14 protein-coding genes are annotated in these 19,409 nt (G+C 63.0%); 9 read left to right on the forward strand and 5 right to left on the reverse strand.

Going from position 1 to position 19,409, the window contains the following annotated elements:
* The first annotated feature begins 121 nt into the window (after window positions 1-121).
* Entirely contained in the window at window positions 122-3,721 is a 3,600-nt protein-coding gene (locus tag BPHYT_RS18305; RefSeq protein WP_012434592.1) for an indolepyruvate ferredoxin oxidoreductase family protein, read from the forward strand.
* Window positions 3,722-3,942: 221 nt separating this feature from the next.
* Here BPHYT_RS18305 and BPHYT_RS18310 read toward each other — a convergent pair whose 3' ends face one another.
* Both BPHYT_RS18310 and BPHYT_RS18315 read right to left on the reverse strand, forming a co-directional pair.
* A complete protein-coding gene (locus BPHYT_RS18310) occupies window positions 3,943-6,225 on the reverse strand; it encodes an NADP-dependent malic enzyme (RefSeq protein WP_012434593.1) in 2,283 nt (760 codons plus the stop codon).
* Between the two features lie 313 nt (window positions 6,226-6,538).
* Entirely contained in the window at window positions 6,539-7,771 is a 1,233-nt protein-coding gene (locus BPHYT_RS18315) for an MFS transporter (RefSeq protein ID WP_012434594.1), read from the reverse strand.
* A 363-nt stretch (window positions 7,772-8,134) separates the two neighbouring features.
* Here BPHYT_RS18315 and BPHYT_RS18320 point away from each other — a divergent pair, with 363 nt between their 5' ends.
* Complete coding sequence (locus BPHYT_RS18320; RefSeq protein WP_007179868.1) at window positions 8,135-8,821, forward strand: orotate phosphoribosyltransferase; 687 nt, start codon at window positions 8,135-8,137, stop codon at window positions 8,819-8,821.
* Window positions 8,822-8,913: 92 nt separating this feature from the next.
* On the opposite strand, the gene BPHYT_RS18325 is transcribed toward BPHYT_RS18320, so the two are convergent.
* Window positions 8,914-9,603, reverse strand: coding sequence for a response regulator (locus BPHYT_RS18325; RefSeq protein ID WP_012434595.1), 690 nt, complete (start codon window positions 9,601-9,603; stop codon window positions 8,914-8,916).
* Window positions 9,604-9,868: 265 nt separating this feature from the next.
* Here BPHYT_RS18325 and BPHYT_RS18330 point away from each other — a divergent pair, with 265 nt between their 5' ends.
* The 6 genes from BPHYT_RS18330 (at window position 9,869) to BPHYT_RS18355 (ending at window position 16,686) form a co-directional block, all read left to right on the forward strand.
* Window positions 9,869-10,471 carry a YbhB/YbcL family Raf kinase inhibitor-like protein gene (locus BPHYT_RS18330; RefSeq protein WP_012434596.1) on the forward strand — a complete coding sequence of 201 codons (603 nt, stop codon included), beginning with the start codon at window positions 9,869-9,871 and terminating at the stop codon, window positions 10,469-10,471.
* Between the two features lie 216 nt (window positions 10,472-10,687).
* Window positions 10,688-11,260: a flavodoxin family protein gene (locus BPHYT_RS18335; RefSeq protein WP_012434597.1), complete on the forward strand. Its 573-nt coding sequence runs from the start codon at window positions 10,688-10,690 to the stop codon at window positions 11,258-11,260.
* A 184-nt stretch (window positions 11,261-11,444) separates the two neighbouring features.
* Window positions 11,445-12,392 (forward strand): N-acetyl-gamma-glutamyl-phosphate reductase, encoded by a 948-nt coding sequence (gene argC, locus BPHYT_RS18340; RefSeq protein WP_041759048.1) that lies wholly within the window; start codon window positions 11,445-11,447, stop codon window positions 12,390-12,392.
* A gap of 494 nt (window positions 12,393-12,886) precedes the next feature.
* Window positions 12,887-14,317, forward strand: a complete 1,431-nt coding sequence (locus tag BPHYT_RS18345; RefSeq protein ID WP_012434599.1) for a DUF2957 domain-containing protein — start codon at window positions 12,887-12,889, stop codon at window positions 14,315-14,317.
* Between the two features lie 125 nt (window positions 14,318-14,442).
* Window positions 14,443-15,687: a DUF2957 domain-containing protein gene (locus tag BPHYT_RS18350; protein WP_012434600.1), complete on the forward strand. Its 1,245-nt coding sequence runs from the start codon at window positions 14,443-14,445 to the stop codon at window positions 15,685-15,687.
* Between the two features lie 174 nt (window positions 15,688-15,861).
* Window positions 15,862-16,686 carry an OmpW/AlkL family protein gene (locus tag BPHYT_RS18355; RefSeq protein ID WP_012434601.1) on the forward strand — a complete coding sequence of 275 codons (825 nt, stop codon included), beginning with the start codon at window positions 15,862-15,864 and terminating at the stop codon, window positions 16,684-16,686.
* A 271-nt stretch (window positions 16,687-16,957) separates the two neighbouring features.
* Here BPHYT_RS18355 and BPHYT_RS18360 read toward each other — a convergent pair whose 3' ends face one another.
* Window positions 16,958-17,593 (reverse strand): LysE family translocator, encoded by a 636-nt coding sequence (locus tag BPHYT_RS18360; protein ID WP_012434602.1) that lies wholly within the window; start codon window positions 17,591-17,593, stop codon window positions 16,958-16,960.
* A gap of 82 nt (window positions 17,594-17,675) precedes the next feature.
* Window positions 17,676-18,545: an NAD(P)-dependent oxidoreductase gene (locus BPHYT_RS18365; protein WP_012434603.1), complete on the reverse strand. Its 870-nt coding sequence runs from the start codon at window positions 18,543-18,545 to the stop codon at window positions 17,676-17,678.
* A 94-nt stretch (window positions 18,546-18,639) separates the two neighbouring features.
* Between BPHYT_RS18365 and BPHYT_RS18370 the strand changes: the two genes are divergently transcribed.
* Window positions 18,640-19,401, forward strand: coding sequence for a Mut7-C RNAse domain-containing protein (locus BPHYT_RS18370; protein WP_012434604.1), 762 nt, complete (start codon window positions 18,640-18,642; stop codon window positions 19,399-19,401).
* Window positions 19,402-19,409 lie beyond the last annotated feature (8 nt).

Raw genomic sequence — 19,409 nt, forward strand, 5'->3', positions numbered from 1 at the left:
TTCACCAGTGCTACCATCACTTAAAACACGTCAATATGACGGCCCCGGCCCTACGCATTCACAAGATGCCGCGGCCCAAAAAAGTTTTGGTGATCCCAAACTGGTTGGAGGAGTACACATAATGAACGCCCCGCTAGACGCAGGTCAGCGAGCCTCGCTCGAAGCCGCGCTATCTTCCGTCACGCTCGACGACAAATACACCCTCGAACGCGGCCGCGCGTACATGAGCGGTATCCAGGCGCTGGTGCGTCTGCCGATGCTGCAACAGGAACGCGACCGGGCCGCCGGGCTCAACACCGCCGGCTTTATTTCCGGTTACCGCGGATCGCCACTCGGCGGACTCGACCAATCTCTGTGGAAGGCGAAACAGCATCTCGCCGCGCATCAGGTCGTGTTCCAGCCAGGCGTCAACGAAGACCTCGCGGCTACCGCCGTTTGGGGTTCGCAGCAAGTCAATCTGTACCCGAGCGCCAAATACGACGGCGTGTTCTCGATGTGGTACGGCAAAGGCCCCGGTGTCGACCGTTCCAGCGACGTCTTCAAGCATGGCAACTCGGCCGGTTCGGCGCGCAACGGCGGCGTTCTCGTCCTTGCCGGCGACGACCACGCCGCGAAATCGTCCACGCTCGCGCACCAGTCCGAACACATTTTCAAGGCGTGCGGCCTGCCGGTTCTGTTCCCATCCAACGTGCAGGAATATCTCGACTTCGGTCTGCACGGCTGGGCGATGAGCCGCTACTCCGGCCTGTGGGTCGCCATGAAATGCGTGACCGATGTGGTCGAGTCGTCGGCATCGGTCGACATCGACCCGCATCGCACGAAGATCATCCTGCCGGAAGACTTCGCGATGCCCGAGGGCGGCCTGAATATCCGCTGGCCGGATCCGCCGCTGGTGCAGGAAGCGCGTCTGCTCGACTACAAGTGGTATGCAGCGCTCGCCTACGTACGGGCCAACAAACTCGACCGCGTCGAAATCGATTCGCCGCATGCGCGCTTCGGCATCATGACCGGCGGCAAGGCGTATCTCGACGTGCGTCAGGCGCTGACCGACCTCGGGCTCGATGACGAAACCTGTTCGCGCATCGGGATCCGTCTGTATAAGGTCGGCTGTGTGTGGCCGCTCGAAGCGCAAGGCGCGCAGGCGTTTGCGCGCGGCCTCGACGAAATTCTGGTGGTCGAGGAAAAGCGCCAGATTCTCGAATACGCGATCAAGGAAGAATTGTACAACTGGCCCGACGCGCAACGTCCGCGCGTGTTCGGCAAGTTCGACGAGAAAGACGGTGCAGGCGGCGAATGGTCGGTGCCAATGGGCAACTGGCTGTTGCCGGCGCACTACGAACTTTCGCCGGCGATCATCGCCAAGGCAATCGCCACGCGGCTCGACAAGTTCGACTTGCCGTCCGATGTGCGCGCGCGCATTGCCACGCGGATCGCCGTGATCGAAGCAAAGGAAAAAGCGCTGGCGCGGCCGCGCGTCGAAGCCGAACGCAAGCCGTGGTTCTGCTCCGGCTGCCCGCACAACACGTCGACGAACGTGCCGGAAGGCTCGCGTGCAATGGCCGGCATCGGCTGCCATTACATGACGGTCTGGATGGACCGCAGCACCAGCACCTTCAGCCAGATGGGCGGCGAAGGCGTCGCGTGGATCGGCCAGGCGCCGTTCAGCAACGACAAGCACGTGTTCGCCAATCTCGGCGACGGCACCTACTTCCACTCCGGGCTGCTGGCGATTCGCGCGGCGATCGCGTCGAAGGCCAACATCACCTACAAGATTCTCTATAACGACGCGGTCGCCATGACCGGCGGCCAGCCGGTCGACGGCGTGCTGACGGTGCCGCAGATCACGCATCAGCTTGCCGCCGAAGGCGCAACGAAGATCGTGATCGTCACCGACGAGCCGGAGAAGTACTCGGCGAACGTCGGCCTCGCGCCGGGCATCGACATTCATCATCGCGACAAGCTCGACGAAGTGCAGCGCCAACTGCGCGAAGTGCCCGGCACGACGATCCTGATTTACGACCAGACCTGCGCAACGGAGAAACGCCGCCGCAGGAAACGCGGCACGTATCCGGACCCGGCACGCCGCGTCGTGATCAACGAGGCCGTGTGCGAAGGCTGCGGCGATTGCTCGGTGAAGTCGAACTGCCTGTCGGTCGAGCCGCTCGATACCGAGTACGGCACGAAGCGCCAGATCAATCAATCCACCTGCAACAAGGACTTCTCGTGCGTGAACGGTTTCTGCCCGAGCTTCGTCTCGGTTGAAGGCGGTCAGTTGCGCAAGCCGAAGGCCGCTTCCGGTCTCGCCGGCGACGCGATGCCGCCAGTGCCGGAACCCGACCTGCCGTCCATGGAGCGGCCGTACGGCGTGCTGGTCACGGGCGTCGGCGGCACGGGTGTCGTCACGATCGGCGCGCTGCTCGGCATGGCCGCGCATCTGGAGAACAAGGGCGTTACCGTGCTCGACGTCACCGGCCTCGCGCAGAAAGGCGGCGCCGTGATGAGCCACGTCCAGATTGCGAAGAATCCGGCCGACATCCACGCGACCCGAATCGCCATGGGCGAAGCGAGTCTCGTGATCGGCTGCGACGCGATCGTCACGGCCAGCGACGAATGCGTGTCGCGTATGCAGGCGGGCCGCACGCGCGTCGTGTTGAACAGCGCGCATACGCCGACCGCGGAACTCATCAAAAACCCGAACTGGCGCTTCCCAGGCAGCAGCACGGAAGCTGACGTGCGCGCCGCCGCCGGCGACGACGGTGTCGATACGGTCGACGCGAATCACTTCGCGGTCGCGCTGCTCGGCGACGCGATCTATACGAATCCGTTCGTGCTCGGCTATGCATGGCAACGCGGCTGGGTGCCGCTCACGTATCAGTCGCTGATGCGCGCCATCGAGTTGAACAACGTGCAGGTCGAGAAGAACCGTGCGGCGTTCGAGTGGGGCCGCCGTGCCGCGCACGATCTGGCCGGCGTGCGCAAGCTCGCGCAATCGCAAGGGCGCGGCGCTGCGGCGGAAACGGCGAGCAGCAAGATCATCTCGCTGCACACGCCGAAGGCGCTCGACACGCTGATCGACAAACGCGCCGAGTATCTGACCGCGTGGCAGAACAGCGCGTATGCCGACCGTTACCGCGCGCTGGTGTCGCAAGTGCGAGCAGCGGAATCGGCGCTCGATTCGATCGACGGCCAGTTGCCGTTGACCGAAGCAGTCGCGAAGAACCTGCACAAGCTGATGGCCTACAAGGACGAGTACGAAGTCGCGCGTCTGTACAGCGATCCGGCGTTCATCGAAAAGCTGAAGGCAAATTTCGAAGGCGACTGGAAGTTGCACATTCACCTCGCGCCGCCGACGTTCTCGAAGAAAGATGCCAAGGGTCATCTGGTGAAGAAGAAGTACGGCCCGTGGGTTTTCAGCGCGATGCACGTGCTGGCACGCTTGAAGTTCCTGCGCGGCACAGCGCTCGACGTGTTCGGCAAGACGGAAGAGCGTCGCACCGAACGTGCATTGATCGGCGAGTATGAAGCGCTGGTGCGCGAACTGATCGCCGGCCTGACTGCGCAGAAGCGTGAGTTGGCCGTCGAACTGGCGAATCTGCCGGACGGCATTCGCGGCTATGGTCACGTGAAGGAAAACAACCTGAAGGGCGTGCGCGTCAAATGGAACGAGTTGCTCGCGCGGTGGCGTTCGCCCGAGGCCGGCAAGACGCAACACGCGGCGTGATCGGCATGGCTTGACCGGCTCGCCGGTCTGAAAACAGAAAGGCGGCTGTCCTCGCGGACAGTCGCCTTTTTTACGTGCCGTGCTGTGAAACATGACGTGCGATGCTGTTGCAATGACAGCGCGCCAATAGAAAAGCCACGGAAACGACACCCGTGGCTTCTTTCGCAGACTCGTCGCGCGCGTCTCGACGAGGCGCCGCTCCGATTCTCAAAGCATCCGCATTACTTCGCGTTCACTGCCTTGCGTGCGTTGGCCGAAGCCACTGCCGTCATGTTGATGATCCGGCGCACGGTCGCAGCCGGCGTCAGGATGTGCACCGGCTTTTCGGCGCCCAGCAGGAACGGACCGACCGTCACGCCTTCGCCGCCGATCATCTTCAGCAGGTTGTACGTGATGTTTGCCGCTTCCACGTTCGGCATAATCAGCAGGTTGGCTTCGCCGGTCAGCGTCGTGCCCGGGAACGCAGCCTTGCGCACCACTTCCGACAGCGCGGCGTCGCCATGCATCTCACCGTCGATCTCGAGCGAGGGCGCACGTTCGACAATCAGCTTGCGAGCCGCTGCCATGCGTTGCGACGACGAGGACGGCGCGCTGCCGAAGTTCGAGTTCGACAGCAACGCCACCTTCGGCGTGATACCGAACTTCTCAATCTCACCAGCCGCCAGCATCGTCATATCGGCGAGTTGCTCGGCGGTCGGCGTTTCGTTCACGTACGTATCGCAGATGAACAGATTGCGGCCCGGCAGCATCAGCAGATTCATGGCAGCGAAGTTCTGCACATTGTCCGCCTTGCCCAGCACCTGCTCGATGAACTTCAGATGCGCGTGGTACTGGCCGATCATGCCGCAGATCATGCCGTCCGCTTCGCCGAGGCGCACGAGGATCGCGCCGATCAGCGTGTTGAACTTGCGCATCGCGGCCTTCGCCACGTCCGGCGTCACGCCTTCGCGCGCGCCAAGTTCGTGGTACGCCTGCCAGGATTGCTGATAGCGCGGATCGTCTTCCGGATCGACGATCTCGAAGTCGTCGCCGCACTTGAGTTTCGAGCCCATCTTTTTCAGACGCATCTCGATCACCGACGGACGGCCGACCAGAATCGGCTTGGCGATCTTTTCCAGCAGCACGAATTGCGCGGCGCGCAGCACGCGCTCGTCTTCACCTTCGGCGAACACGATACGCGCCGGCTCCGACTTCGCGGCCGCGAACACCGGACGCATCACCATGCCCGTGCGATACACCGTCGTGCCGAGTTCTTCGCGGTACGCGTCCATGTCCTTGATCGGACGGGTCGCCACGCCGGAATCCATCGCGGCTTGCGCGACGGCCGGCGCGATCTTGATGATCAGACGCGGATCGAACGGCTTCGGAATCAGATACTCGGGACCGAATTCCAGCGAGTGGCCTTCGTAAGCCTTCGCGACTTCGTCGCCCTGATCGGTTTCTTCAGCCAGCTCGGCGATGGCGCGCACGCAAGCAAGCTTCATTTCTTCCGTGATCGTGGTCGCGCCGACATCCAGCGCGCCACGGAAGATGAACGGGAAGCACAGCACGTTGTTGACCTGGTTCGGATAGTCCGAACGGCCAGTCGCGATGATGCAGTCCGGGCGAACCTTCTTGGCGTCTTCCGGGCGGATTTCCGGTTCCGGGTTCGCCAGCGCGAGAATCAACGGCTGCGTGCCCATTTCGGCGACCATCTCCGGCTTCAGCACACCTGCGCTCGAGCAACCGAGGAACACATCCGCGCCGCGGATCGCGTCAGCAAGCGTGCGCGCTTCGGTGTTCGCCGCGTAGCGTTCCTTCGACGGATCGAGGTTGCCGCGGCCTTCGTAGATCACGCCCTTGGAGTCGGTGACGAGAACGTTCTTCTTCGACAGGCCCAGATTCACCAGCAGGTCCAGACAGGCGATTGCCGCAGCGCCCGCGCCCGAACACACCAGCTTCACTTCGTCGAGCTTCTTGCCGACCACTTTCAGGCCGTTCAGGATCGCCGCCGAAGCGATAATCGCCGTGCCGTGCTGATCGTCGTGGAAGACCGGAATCTTCATGCGCTCACGCAGCTTCTTCTCGATGTAGAAGCACTCGGGCGCCTTGATGTCTTCGAGGTTGATGCCGCCGAGCGTCGGCTCGAGCATCGCGATCGCTTCGACCAGCTTGTCAGGATCGGACTCGGCGAGTTCGATGTCGAACACGTCGATGCCGGCGAACTTCTTGAAGAGACAACCCTTGCCTTCCATCACCGGCTTCGCGGCGAGCGGGCCGATGTTGCCGAGACCAAGCACGGCCGTGCCATTCGTGATCACGCCGACGAGATTGCCGCGCGAAGTGTACTTCTGCGCGTCGAGCGGTTCGTCGTAGATCGCCATACAGGCCGCGGCGACGCCCGGCGAGTACGCCAGCGACAGATCGAGCTGATTCGATAGCGGTTTGGTGGGCGTGACCGAAATCTTGCCCGGTTTCGGATTCTGGTGGTATGCGAGAGCGCTTTGCTTAAGTTGTTCGTCCATTTTTTGGCCTGCGAGACGTAAGAAATTGGGCCGGGCACACCGCACCGTCAGCGTCGCGTGCATCTATCGAATGGATAATCGATTGAGGCGGTTTTCGCTTGCGCCGGTTGGGCGCCGCGTCGAACCTCGCAGGAGGACCGGACGATGCGGAGTGCTTCGCGGGTCGGTTAGTGTACACCCCGAATGAGACGATGCACTGACTGGTTAACCATGCTCACCATCGGCGAAACATGGCGTGGGCATTGCTGCGGCGCCGCATTCGACGGGGTTCTGGCGGCTTGTCATTCGCAGGTCACGGACAGGCTGTTCGCACTCACTCGAGCTCAGCGCCGCGTCGTTCGGGAATCAGGAAAAGTGTCGCGAAGATGTCGAGCAGGTAGATCGAAGCGAGCAAAGCGAGCGCCGCACCGAACGAATAGCGCGCGGCCAAAGCGCCCACCACCACCGGTCCGAAACCGCCCACCGCGCGGCCGGCGTTGAACAGCACGTTCTGCGCGGTGGCGCGCGCATCGGTCGGGTAAAGCTCGGAGATCAGCGCGCCGTAACCGCCAATCATGCCGTTGACGAACACGCCCATCGCCGCGCCGCCGATCAGCAATGCCATCGGCGTGCTCAGGTGAGCGTAGACGAACACCATCACCACCGCGCCCGCCTGATAGAACAGAAAAGTCGGCTTGCGGCCGAAGCGGTCGGCGGCGATGCCGAACAGCCAGATGCCGCACGCCATGCCCAGAATCGTCGCGGAGGTCCATAGTCCAGATTTGGTCAGCGAATAGCCGAAGGTTTTCGACAGATAGCTCGGTAGCCAGATCATCAGACCGTAGTAGCCGAAGTTCTGGACCGAACAGAGAATCGCCACGCCGATGCTTGCCCGCGTGGTGCGGCCGTCCGCCACCAGCAATTTCAGCGGCAGCTTGCGCATGCCGCGCGCCATGCGCTCGGTAAAGAGCGCCGGTTCTTCGACGCGGCGCCGCACGAAGAACGACACCACCGCCGGCAACAACCCGAGCGCGAACATGCCGCGCCAGCCGATTACCGGCAACAGCAGCGGCGTCAGCAACGCCGCCGCCAACACGCCGAGCTGCCATCCCAAACCGACATACGACGACACGCGCGCCCGCTGCGCTGCCGGCCACGCTTCGGCGACCAGCGTCATGCCGATGCCGAACTCGCCACCGAGCCCGATTCCGGCAATGGTCCGGTACACCAGCAGATCGGCATAGCCTTGCGCGAGCGCACACAGGCCGGTGAACACGGCGAAGATCAGGATCGTCCACGTCAGCATGCGCACGCGGCCGAAATAGTCGCTCAGCACGCCGAAGATCAACCCGCCCGCTACCGCGCCGATCAGCGTCCAGGTGACGAGCGAACCGGCCTGCGTGGAACTCAGATGCAAATCGGCGGCAATCACCGGCAGCATGAAGCCGAGGATCAGCAGATCGAAGCCATCCATCGCGTAGCCGAGCACGGAGGCGATCAACGCGCGGCCGGCATAACCATTTCGTACGGATGCGCGGGAGTCGGCGGCGGAGGGAGCGACGTTCATGGAAAGCATTCCGTAGGTCGAATGGGCGGCAACGGCGTCAAGCGCCCGAGAAATTCGCGTGAGTGTAAAGGCGCCTTTAACGGCCCACAAGCGAACCAAAAAGCACCCGTCCGGCGCCGTCCTTCAACGTTCGGCAAGCTTGCCCGGCGCGTCCGTTATGACCGTCATTCGCCGCGGCCACGCACGACGGCCTCCTCGGAAGAGCCCGTTTCGGGTAAAATGTCGGCCTACGCGCGCAGCAAAAACCGGCCTGCACTCCACTGACCGGCCGCGTATTCCGCCCAACATGGCGCGAAATACCACGCTTGCTGCGCCACCGGGCCCCGCGCCCGCTTCTCCCCGCTCACACCCAAGGATCCGCCCATGACAGGCTTCGATCGCCAGACGATCTCCGACACGACCGCCAAAATGCTGCTCGAAGTGCAAGCCGTGCACTTCAACGCGGAGAAACCGTACATTTTCACGTCCGGCTGGGCGAGCCCGGTTTATATCGACTGCCGCAAGCTGATCTCGTATCCGCGCGTGCGCCGTGGCCTGATGGAAATGGCCGAGACCACGATTCTGCGCGACGTCGGCTATGAGCAGATCGACGCGGTCGCCGGTGGCGAAACCGCCGGCATCCCGTTCGCCGCATGGCTCTCCGATCGCCTGATGGTGCCGATGCAATACGTGCGCAAGAAGCCGAAGGGTTTCGGCCGTAACGCGCAGATCGAAGGCCTGCTGACCGAAGGTCAACGCGTGCTGCTGGTCGAAGACCTGACCACGGACAGCCGCAGCAAGATCAACTTCATCAACGCGCTGCGCACCGCCGGCGCCACGGTGAACCACTGCTTCGTGCTGTTCCACTACAACATCTTCAAGGAAAGCGTGTCGGTGCTGAAAGACATCGACGTCGATTTGCACGCGCTTGCCACGTGGTGGGACGTGTTGCGCGTCGCGAAGGAAAATAAGTACTTCGACACCAAGACGCTCGACGAAGTGGAAAAATTCCTGCACGCGCCGGCTGAATGGTCGGCGGCGCACGGCGGCGCAACCTCGACGCCGCAGTAAGCCTCTCCGCCTCGCGCGGATCGAGTAAAAAGGGCGCCTGTCTTATCGACAGGCGCCCTTTTCTATTTTTGCCTTAAGCCTTGCATGCGGCCTTAAGACGCTCCGCTATCGTCTTCGGTTGAGTGCGACGACAGGTTCAGCAAGCCATTGCTCTGCGCGTACTGGAACAACTCCGAATCCCGTTCGATGCCGAGCTTGCGCATGGCGGTGTTCTTCTGTGTGCTGATGGTCTTGATGCTGCGGTTCAGGTGCTCCGATATCTCCTTGATCGTCATGCCCGACACGAACAGGCGCACCACTTCCAGCTCGCGTTTCGACAGCATGACTTCGTCGTTCTTACCGCCGGCGTTCATGCGCAATGCATCTAGCGACGCCTTCACCGACGGGCTCATATATTCGAGATTGCGGCTGACGTGCTGCACCGCGAGCCCAATATGACTGAGATCGTCCGACTTGTTCACGACGGACGTCACGCCGAGTTCGCTTAGCCGCTTGAGCAACGCCGCGTTCTCAAGCATCGTCAGGACGACGATGGGAAGCTTTGGAAAATTGCGGCGCAGGTAGCCGATCAGCGGCAAACCGTCGCCATATTGACCGCCTGGCATTGCCAGATCCGTGACGAGCACGTCGCAGGCAACGGTTTGCAGTATTTTGATCAATTCGGTTGACTGTCGCGCACGCGCCACGACCTGCAAACCGGGAAACTTGAGTAAAGCCTGCTCGGCGCCGAACAGAATAACCGGATGGTCGTCAGCCACCACGACCCTGACTGGATCTTGCATTGCCCTCCCCTCGACAGATACACCACTCTGCAAAACTTCCGACATGTCTTATGTATTCTTACTTCTGAAACGGGTGAGGGCGCGGCCTGTCTCCGCGCGGAAAATTCTTCCGACTATAGCCGATTCTGGTCTGCAAATTCCAGCGGACCGTGACAATGATGTGCCATGAAGCTAATGTTAGACTTGAATCGACCTTGAGGCACAAAATAGGGACAATAACCATCGCGAGGACAACCGTCTCGCGCCCTCACAGGAGAACCGGCACATGCGCTCGCGTTGCCTGGTTGTTTCGATTGCTTCGCCGTTGGGCCGTCTGCCGTCGTTTCCCTGCGCCATGCTGGGCCTCGCGCTACTGGCCGCGCACGGGCCTCATGCTCTTGCCGAGGGCGCGTTTTCGCTGACGAGCGCCAGCTTCCGCGCGGGCGGCGCCGTGGCGGACGCCCAGGTATTCAATCAGGACGACTGCAAAGGCGGCAACCGCTCACCGCAACTTTCCTGGCACGACGCGCCGCCCGGCACGCGTGGCTTTGCCGTCACCATGTTCGATCAGGATGCGCCGGGCCGCGGCTGGTGGCACTGGTCGGTGGCCGGCATTCCGGCGACTGTCACCAGCTTGCCGGAGAATGCGAGTTCTTCCGGTTTCCTTAGCAAACTCGGCGCGGTCGAAGCCCGCAACGACTTCGATACCGACGGCTATGGTGGTCCCTGTCCGCCGCCGGGCAAACCGCATCGCTACATCATCACCGTTTATGCGCTCAGCACCGTCGACCTGCGCCTCGCGCAAGGCCGTCCCGCGCTAATGTTCGATCATGAGATCGGCACCGCCACGCTCGGCTTTGCGCGGATGGTGGTCAATTACGGACGCTAATTTCGCGTATCGCGGCACAGCGGGTCGCGTGCAAACCGCGCCGCTGTGGCTGGCGTACGGCTTGCGTCATATTGCCGCCCGCGCGGAAATTCTGTCATCCGCGCACGCTAATGTGCGGCGTGGCCGTGTGCGACGTGCTCAACGCCGGCGCGCCGCCGCAGTTGCGCACCACTGCCGTGCCCGACCCATCGTCTTTTCACTTTGCTGGAGCGTCTCATGTCGAAGATCGTCATCGTTTATCACAGCGGCTACGGCCACACGAAGAAAGCCGCCGAGTCCGTGCTGGCGGGCACCCTCGAAGCCGGCGCCGACGCGAAACTGATGCCGGTCGGCGAGATCGACGATACAGCGTGGGCCGAACTGGCCGCGGCCGACGCCATCGTCTTCGGTGCGCCGACCTACATGGGCGGCCCCTCCGCCGACTTCAAGAAATTCGCCGATGCAAGCTCGAAGCCGTGGCTCGAGCAAGCGTGGAAGGACAAGATCGCGGCCGGCTTCACCAACTCCGCGACCATGAACGGGGACAAGTTCTCGACGATCCAGTACTTCGTCACGCTGGCCATGCAGCACGGCATGATCTGGGCGGGCACCGGCATGATGCCGTCCAACACCAAGGCGGCGACCCGCAACGACCTGAACTATGTGGGTGGCTCGACCGGCCTGCTTACGCAATCACCCGCCGACGCCTCGCCGGAAGAAGCACCGCCCCCGGGCGATCTGGAAACAGCGCGAATGTTCGGCGCACGCGTAGCCGCGGTCACGGCGCGCTGGATCGCCGGAGCCCGCTGACGCGCGGACTGCAGCGATCCAGCCGGCATCGGCTTGCATCTGCCTCACAACGGGTCACGCCGATGTCATGTTCGGCGCGCATCGTCGTTTTTTCACCCCTTTTGCACGCCCGGCGCCGTCAGGTCTTAAAATGACGTTCCAGCGCGGTGTCGCGCCCCGTTTCCAGCAAGCCAGTGAGAGCGAGATGAGCACGAAAGTTTTTGTCGACGGACAGGAAGGCACGACCGGCCTGAAGATTTTTGAATACCTGTCGCAACGCGCCGACGTAGAGATCCTGCGTATCGAAGAAGCGAAGCGCAAAGACCTCGAAGAGCGCCGTCGTCTCATCAACGCGTCGGACGTCACGTTCCTGTGCCTGCCGGACGTCGCCTCGCGCGAATCCGCCTCGCTGGTCGCGAACGATCGCACCGTGCTGATCGATGCGAGCACTGCGTTCCGCACGTCCGCCGACTGGGCTTACGGCCTGCCCGAACTGGCCCGCTCGCAGCGCGAGCGTCTGCGCACGGCGAAACGCATTGCCGTGCCGGGCTGCCATGCGTCGGCCTTCGTGCTCGCCATGCGCCCGCTGGTCGAAGCCGGCGTGGTGACGCCCGAGTTCGCCGCGCACGCTTACTCGATCACTGGCTACAGCGGCGGCGGCAAGAAAATGATTGCCGACTACGAAGCCGGCGGCAACGACAAGCTGAAGAGCCCGCGTCCATATGCGCTCGGTCTCACGCATAAGCATCTGCCGGAAATGGCCGCGCATACGGGCCTGAAGTCGGCGCCGATCTTTACGCCGATCGTCGGCGACTTTTATAAGGGGCTGGCGGTCACCACTTTCTTCTCGCCGAACCAGTTGGCGAAGAAGGCCACGCCGCAAGACGTGCAAGCGCTGTTCGCCGAGTACTACGCGGGCGAGGCATTCGTGAACGTCGCACCGTTCGACGCGGAAGCGAACCTGGACAGCGGCTTCTTCGACGTGCAGGCAAACAACGACACGAACCGGGTCGACCTGTTCGTGTTCGGCAATGAAGAGCGCTTCGTGACCGTCGCTCGTCTGGACAACCTGGGCAAGGGCGCGTCGGGCGCCGCGATCCAGTGCATGAACCTCGCGATCGGCGCCGCTGAGGAAAGCGGCTTGAAACGCTGATCCAGCTCGCAATTGCGGACGGTAATTCGCCGTCAATCGATTGAAAGGCCGGTCTGCAAAAGACCGGCCTTTTTGTTTTTAAATGCGCGCCACTCAAAATTCCCTTTCTGCGATTAATCAGTAGTAGCCCGTATTTCTTAAAAAATCAAAATCGGACTAGCCGACAAATCGCCGGTAATTCATTCCTGATATCGACGCATAGCGCATAGTTTTCCGCCTAGGGAAACTCCGGATTTTTTTGCGAACGGTCGTTCGCAGATGATATAGCCATTTTGCTCAAAGGCTTACCTGGAAAGGGAGTGCGACGAAGCAACGTTGCCGGCCTCCAGGCGAAAAATCCTTTTTTGTTTAAAAGGCTCGCAGATGTCCACGCGGTGCGCGTGCGGCAAAAAATGCGCTGTTTGAATCGGTCTTTTTAGACGGCTCATTCAATTGACAGCCATTATCCGCACAGCGAAATTAGCTCGCACAATTACATGAAGGGAGACAGCTGCATGTCGCACGCCATTACTCGAGGCCTCGCGCTGGCCATTGCCACGGCCCCATTCCTGATCGCTTGCGGCGGCGGCAAGGCCGACAATCCAGGCGCGATCAACGCACCGCAATGTTCGGGCGCGAGCTGCGGCGTGCAAGGTCCGCCCGCCTCGGGCGCCGGCGCAGCGGCGTTGTGCCCGGCAACGGCCGACATCGTCAAGAGCACTTTCCTGGGTGGCGCAGGTAGCGGCGAAGTGGTGCAACTGAACATCGACGCGACGGCGATGACGTACACGCTGAAGTGGCTCAAGTCGCCGATCCCGCTGACCAGCGCCGATGTCACGCTCACGCGCGAAGGCACTCAGATCACCGGCGCGGTCATTCATCCGCCGGCCGGCACGCTGCCGACCGCGGAGCAAACGCGTTGCGCATTCATCCTCGGCAAAGGCACCGGCACCGCGCCCGCCAACGGCACGACCTACACGACGCCCGACTTCGTCAACAACCCGAACCCGCCGATGATCCTGGTCGGCCAGGGCGTGGCCGGCGGCGGCATTCCGGGCGCGACCGTCGAGTACGACGGGCTGACCATCATTCCTGGCATCATCGACCATGTCGGCGCAGTCCCTAACCGGCACTTCGATTTCTATCCGTTCCTCGGCTTCGCCAGCACGACGAACGACGTCACCAAGCTGGCCGGCACCTACAACGGTCTGCTCTATCACCTGGTGCCGTCGGGCTCGTACGCGGCGACTGCCACCAACACGGTTGAAACCTTCGACGTGGCCGGCAACTGCACGGGCTCCAATCCGGCGAACGCGGCCTTTACGCCGAGTTCGAGCGGTTGCCTGACCACAGGCACGGCATGGACCGCCAATAGCAGCGGCTACTTCGACAGCCAGAACGCGCCGCAGATCGGCACACAACTCAAGCTGCCGCCGCTGAATCAGCCGAGCGGCGTGTCTGCGTCGGCGCACATGATTCTCGGACAGATCAACGGCGCCACGGTGCCGCTCGTGATCCGCACGGGCTCCGTGAATCTGGGCACCGCCCCGCTGCACCTCGACGCCAAGGTCGACGACGAATCCGGTATCGCCATGCTCGCCGCCGCCACACCGCTTGCTTCCGGCGGCTTCGACGGCGGCTACGTCGGTGCCGACTCCAACTTCAAGTACACCGCGGCGTTGATCCAGGGCCGCGTCGGCACCTTCATCAATCCGTCGACTTCCGTAGGGGAGGACGGCTTCGGCCTCGGCTACGGTTTGCCGAGCCCGGGACTGGTCGGTGTCCAGCAGGCCAACGGTCAACAAGGACTCGCGATCGCTTCGGGCGGCCTGTACGCGATCGAGATTCAAGGGACCGTCAATGGCGGCGTAGCGCCGACGTCGCAACTCAGCAGCACGGCTTCGAGCGCGCCTTACTTCGGCATCGGAGCGCAGATCAGCAAGTAAATCGCGCAAGTGAGCCACGCAAATAAGCCACAGCGGACCGGCAGTGGGCAGTAAGAGAGACAAATAGCAAAGAGGTGGCGGGACTGGGAGCCGGCCACACACAACGAGAAAATTCTGGAGGCGGTATGAATTGGAGAATCCTTTCGGTGCTCGCTCTTGCTGCACCGTTGCTGGGGGCATGCGGTGGCGGCGGAGGAGGCGACGGGCCGGTGACGGAAGTCAGGCTGTGTCCGGCGTCGCTGGACTACAGCACGGTGTTCACGGGCGGCGGCGGCGACGGCGAACTGGTCAAGCTGCAACTCGATACGACCAAGATGACCTGGCAGGTCAATTACATCGAATCGCCGATTCCGGCAACCACCGGCACCGTCGTCCCGACACGCGCGGGCCAGTCCGCCAGCGGCACGCTGACTCAGGAAACGCTCCTGCCGACCAACAAGCTGAACCAGTGCGCGTTCCGCCTGAACGGCGCGAGTCTCGATCCGAATCGTCCCGCGCGGATTTTCGTCGGCGAAGGCGTGGCGGGCGGCACGATCCCGGGCGCCGAGATTTCGTTCGGCGGGATTCTCGGCGTGGGCGCCGTGCCGGATACCAAGTTCCCGTATTACCCGTTCATCGGCTTCTCGTCGATTGAAACGAATCTCGCGAACGTGGCCGGCACGTACAACCAGCTCGGCTATCACCAGGTGCCGTCACAAAACTTCGCGCCGGTCGCGGTGGATTCGAAGATCACGATCAACGCGGACGGCACGTGGACCGAGTGCGACAACTCCGGCGTCAACGCGGGCAAGTGTCAGCAGCCGGGCGGCAACTTCGCGCCGGCGGCGGACGGCAGCGGCGCGTTCCAGACCAACAACTTCCAGGGCCAGGCTAAACCGACGCTCGCGGCGACGCCGGAAGCGCGCGGCTACATGATCGTCGGCAAGCTGCGCAACCAGCTCGTGCCGATCCTGGTGCGAACGGGCGCGGCGAACTCGTCGGTGACGGTGCCGCAAAACGGCGCACTCGGCCCGTACGCCGACGACGAATCAGGCATCTCGATTCTGGCGCCGCAAAGCGCGATCACGGTGAACTCGCAGAACGGGGAGTACATCGGCGTGGATAGCCAGTTCGACTATCGCACCACCGCGCTCGAAGGCACCGAGGCCACGCTGCTCGATCCGTTCAACGCCTCGCAGGCATCGCTCGCGACGGCGCTGAATCTCGACTTCACGCAAGCCGTGCCGGGCGTGGTGACGACGACGAAAGTGGGCGCTTCCACCGGCACTACGCCGACCGGAAAGATGATCTTTACGGGTGGTGTGTTCGGCTACCTCGATCTGACTAACGCGGCCTCGCCGTACTTCACGATCGGCGCCTTCGTCCAGTAACGGACGCAGCACGCGCCCGCCAATTCGCAACGTGGCGTTCGCGTCCCGGCTGCTGCGCAGCGTTATCGCTGCGGCAGCCGGTGCCCAACGAATATGCAGCGCGCCGGCGTGGTCGCGAACCCGCCGCCGCTTGCCGCGCGCGATGAGCTTCGGCCGCGCCCCAGGAGGAACAAGATGAAAAAAATCTATTTCGCGTTACTGGCCGCCTGCCTGTCCGCCAGCGCGCACGCCCAGCATGCAGGCGACAACGTCGCCGTGCTCGGCTGGTTTCACGTGATGCCGCAGGATTCGAGCTCGCCGCTCACCACCAACGTCGCGCCGACGCCGATCAACACGCCGCTGCGTCTGCCGAGTTCTTTCACGTCGCCCGGCACGAGTTTGTCGACCAATAGCGCCAACACCGTCGGCCTGGTGTTCAGCCACTACCTCACCGATCACATTGCCGTGACGACGGTGGCGGGCGTGCCGCCGGTCTTCAAGATCTATGGACACGGCACCATCAAGCCGCCGGGACCGGCCGGCGCGCTCGGCCAGCAGGATCTCGGCGATCCGCAGGCCAACCCGATCGTCAAAAGCGTGCGCCAATGGAGCCCGGCGCTGCTGTTCCAGTATTACTTCAATGCTCCGACGGCGCATTTTCGGCCGTTTGTCGGCGTCGGCGTGTCGTATAACTGGTTCTCGGACGTGCAGCTGGGCCAGAACTTCGTCCAGTCGACGCAAAACAACTTAGGTGCGGTGCTGGCCGCCGGCGCGGGAAAGCCGGGGCAGACGCAGGTGTCGGCGAAAGCGTCGTCGTCCTGGGCGCCGGTGTTCAACGCGGGCCTTGCGTACAACATCACCGATCATTGGGGCCTGGTGGCGTCGGTCACCTACATTCCGCTGAAGACGACCTCGTCGGTCATCATCAAGGCCGCGGACGGCACGGAACTGGGGGTGTCGAAGGCAGAACTGAAGGCGGACCCGATCATTTCGTTCCTCGCCGTTTCGTACAAGTTCTGAGTTCGGTCCTGACGTAACAAAGCCGGCGGCCTTGCGCAAGGGTCAGCCGGCTTGGTCTTTTCTGGGAACTGGAATTCGAGGCAAAAAAAAGCCCGCCTAATTTGGCGGGCTGAATCCATATCAGAGGAGACATGGAGGAGACAAGACAAACTATAGCAAACGGCTTGGTGCGGCGCAACATGAAAATCAGGGTAGACCCTCGATGTTGCAAATACACAACACCCTACCAAATGTCTTGCCGTCTCCGTTGACGTGACACTGCGGTTCGCGCTCAGTGGCGCACCAGCGCCATCATCGCGCCGAAGCCGACGAACACGCCGCCCGTCAGCCGATTGAACATCCGGGCAACGCTGCGGCTCTTTAATTTGGCGCCGATGCGCGTGCCGAATCCCGTGTACACCAGATACCAGCTCACCTCGATCACGGCGAACGTGGCGACGAGCACGCCGAACTGCGGCAGCTTGGGCTGCGCGGCGTCGATGAATTGCGGCAGCAGCGCCGCCGCGAACAGAATCGCCTTAGGGTTGCTGCCCGCCACCAGAAACCCGTTGCGAAACAGTGCGAAGCGCGAGCGCGCGGGCTTCGCGGCGAGTTCGTCGGCATTGCCGGCGGCGGCTTCGTCGGCCGGTGCGCGCCACGCCTTGATGCCGAGATACATGAGGTAAGCCGCGCCGATCATCCGCAGCGCGTTGAACATGGCCGGCCACGCCTCGAGGAAAACACCGAGACCGGCAGCCGACACCGCCAGCATCAGCACCAGCGCCGACAGGCAACCCGCCATGGTTGCGCTGGAGCGGCGCAAGCCGTGCTGGGCGCCGTGCGTCATCACGAGCAACATGTTCGGACCGGGAATCGCGGAAACGACGAAAACGGTGGCAACGAATAGCCACCAGGTATGCAGACTCATGGAAATCACGGCGGATAAGGCATCGGGCGGCTATTATGCCCGCCCGCGTCCTTCAGTGCCGCCGGCCAGTTGCTTTTGCTTTTTAGCGCCCGGCTCGCCGCGCGGCGACCTGGCCCAGCACCGCGAAATCCTTCTCGCCGTCGCCGTGGGCCACGGCTTCGATCAGGCTGTCGCGCACCACGCTGGCGATCGGCAACGGCGTCGTCACGGCGTCGGCAGCGGCCAGCGCGAGACGAATGTCTTTCAGACCGAGACGCGCCTTGAATAGCGCCGGCTCGTAGCGCTGCTCCGCGATCAACTTGCCGTAGCCGGAATAGACCGGACCCGGAAACAGGCCGCTCGTGATGACATCGAGGAAATCCTGCATGGCGACGCCGTGCCCGGTGACCAGCGTGCCCGCTTCGCCGAGCGTTTCGACGGCCGCGCCGAGCATGAAGTTGGCGGCAAGCTTCATGACGTTCGCCTGTTGCGGCAGCGAACCGATGCGCCAGGTCTTCTGGCCGATCACGTCGAAAATCGGCTGCACGCGGTCGATCGATTCGGCCGGGCCGCCCGCCACGATGGTCAGCTTGCCCGCCGCCGCGACGTCAGGCCGGCCCAGCACCGGCGCGGCGACGTAGTTGACGCCGCGGGACGCGTGCGCCGTCGCCAGTTCCTCGGCCAGCGCCACCGAGATCGTCGCCATGTTCACGTGGATCAGCCCGCGCGGAGCGTGTTCCAGCAACGAAGCGGTGATGACCTCGCGCAAGGCGCTATCGTCGGCGAGCATGGAGAACACGGCGTCGCCCGCAAACGCTTCGGCCGGCGTCGCGACGACCCGCGCGCCTGCGTCGGCGAGCGGCTGCGCGCGCTCCGGTGAGCGGTTCCACACGCGCACCTGATGCCCGGCTTTCAATATGTTTGCAACCATCGCGGCGCCCATCTCGCCGAGACCGATAAAACCGATGTCCATCTGTCGCTCCGTCTTCTAAAGAACTGGAAGTAAAACACACCCATGCGACACGTGCAGGACAGCGCGCAAAGAAACACGGTGCGATACTGCGGTGATGGTGAGCGCGACATTCCGCTTCTACGAGGAGCTGAACGATTTTCTCGCCCGGCCGCTGCGCCGGCGCGCGTTCAGTTACGCCTGCGCGCCGGCTGCCACCGCGAAGCACATGATCGAAGCGCTCGGCGTGCCGCACACCGAGGTTGAGCTGATTCTGGTCAACGGTGAGTCGGTCGGTTTCAATCATCTTCTTGCGGACGGCGATCGCGTAGCCGTCTATCCGAAGTTTGAAGCGCTCGATATTCAGCCGCTCCTGCGCGTGCGCGAACGGCCGTTGCGCGTGGTGCGTTTCATCGCCGACGCGCATCTGGGCGGTCTCGCGCCGCTTCTGCGGCTCGCGGGCTTCGACACGCTGTACGACAACCACTACCCCGACGCCGACATTGAAGCGCTCGCCGCCGCGGAGCAGCGCATCGTCCTGACACGCGACCGCGAATTATTGAAACGCCGCAGCATCACGCATGGCTGCTACATTCGCACGCTCAGGCCGCGCGAACAATTGCGCGAAGTGTTTGAACGGCTCGATCTGGCCGGGAGCGCGCAACCGTTCCGCCTATGCCTGATGTGCAACGTGCCGCTGCGGCGCATCGCCAAGGAAGAAGTCGGCACGCGTGCGCCCGACGGTGTACTGGAACGGCATGCGCAATTCGTTACCTGCGACGTGTGCCGCCGCGTGTTCTGGGAAGGCACGCATTGGCAAAGAATGCGTGCGCTGATGGACAGCGTGGCTGCCGCGCCGCGCCAGTCCGTGCGAACGTAGAGCGAGTT

Origin of the sequence: Paraburkholderia phytofirmans PsJN (assembly GCF_000020125.1) — a bacterium.
In the GTDB taxonomy this organism is placed as follows: domain Bacteria; phylum Pseudomonadota; class Gammaproteobacteria; order Burkholderiales; family Burkholderiaceae; genus Paraburkholderia; species Paraburkholderia phytofirmans.

Coding starts and splice junctions, on each gene's coding strand:
- BPHYT_RS18310 (WP_012434593.1), bottom strand. CDS start 6,225: ATGGACGAACAACTTAAGCAAAGCGCTCTCGCATACCACCAGAATCCG.
- BPHYT_RS18365 (WP_012434603.1), bottom strand. CDS start 18,545: ATGGACATCGGTTTTATCGGTCTCGGCGAGATGGGCGCCGCGATGGTT.
- BPHYT_RS18350 (WP_012434600.1), top strand. CDS start 14,443: ATGAATTGGAGAATCCTTTCGGTGCTCGCTCTTGCTGCACCGTTGCTG.
- BPHYT_RS18345 (WP_012434599.1), top strand. CDS start 12,887: ATGTCGCACGCCATTACTCGAGGCCTCGCGCTGGCCATTGCCACGGCC.
- BPHYT_RS18305 (WP_012434592.1), top strand. CDS start 122: ATGAACGCCCCGCTAGACGCAGGTCAGCGAGCCTCGCTCGAAGCCGCG.
- BPHYT_RS18335 (WP_012434597.1), top strand. CDS start 10,688: ATGTCGAAGATCGTCATCGTTTATCACAGCGGCTACGGCCACACGAAG.
- BPHYT_RS18320 (WP_007179868.1), top strand. CDS start 8,135: ATGACAGGCTTCGATCGCCAGACGATCTCCGACACGACCGCCAAAATG.
- BPHYT_RS18315 (WP_012434594.1), bottom strand. CDS start 7,771: ATGAACGTCGCTCCCTCCGCCGCCGACTCCCGCGCATCCGTACGAAAT.
- BPHYT_RS18360 (WP_012434602.1), bottom strand. CDS start 17,593: ATGAGTCTGCATACCTGGTGGCTATTCGTTGCCACCGTTTTCGTCGTT.
- BPHYT_RS18330 (WP_012434596.1), top strand. CDS start 9,869: ATGCGCTCGCGTTGCCTGGTTGTTTCGATTGCTTCGCCGTTGGGCCGT.
- argC (WP_041759048.1), top strand. CDS start 11,445: ATGAGCACGAAAGTTTTTGTCGACGGACAGGAAGGCACGACCGGCCTG.
- BPHYT_RS18370 (WP_012434604.1), top strand. CDS start 18,640: ATGGTGAGCGCGACATTCCGCTTCTACGAGGAGCTGAACGATTTTCTC.
- BPHYT_RS18325 (WP_012434595.1), bottom strand. CDS start 9,603: ATGCAAGATCCAGTCAGGGTCGTGGTGGCTGACGACCATCCGGTTATT.
- BPHYT_RS18355 (WP_012434601.1), top strand. CDS start 15,862: ATGAAAAAAATCTATTTCGCGTTACTGGCCGCCTGCCTGTCCGCCAGC.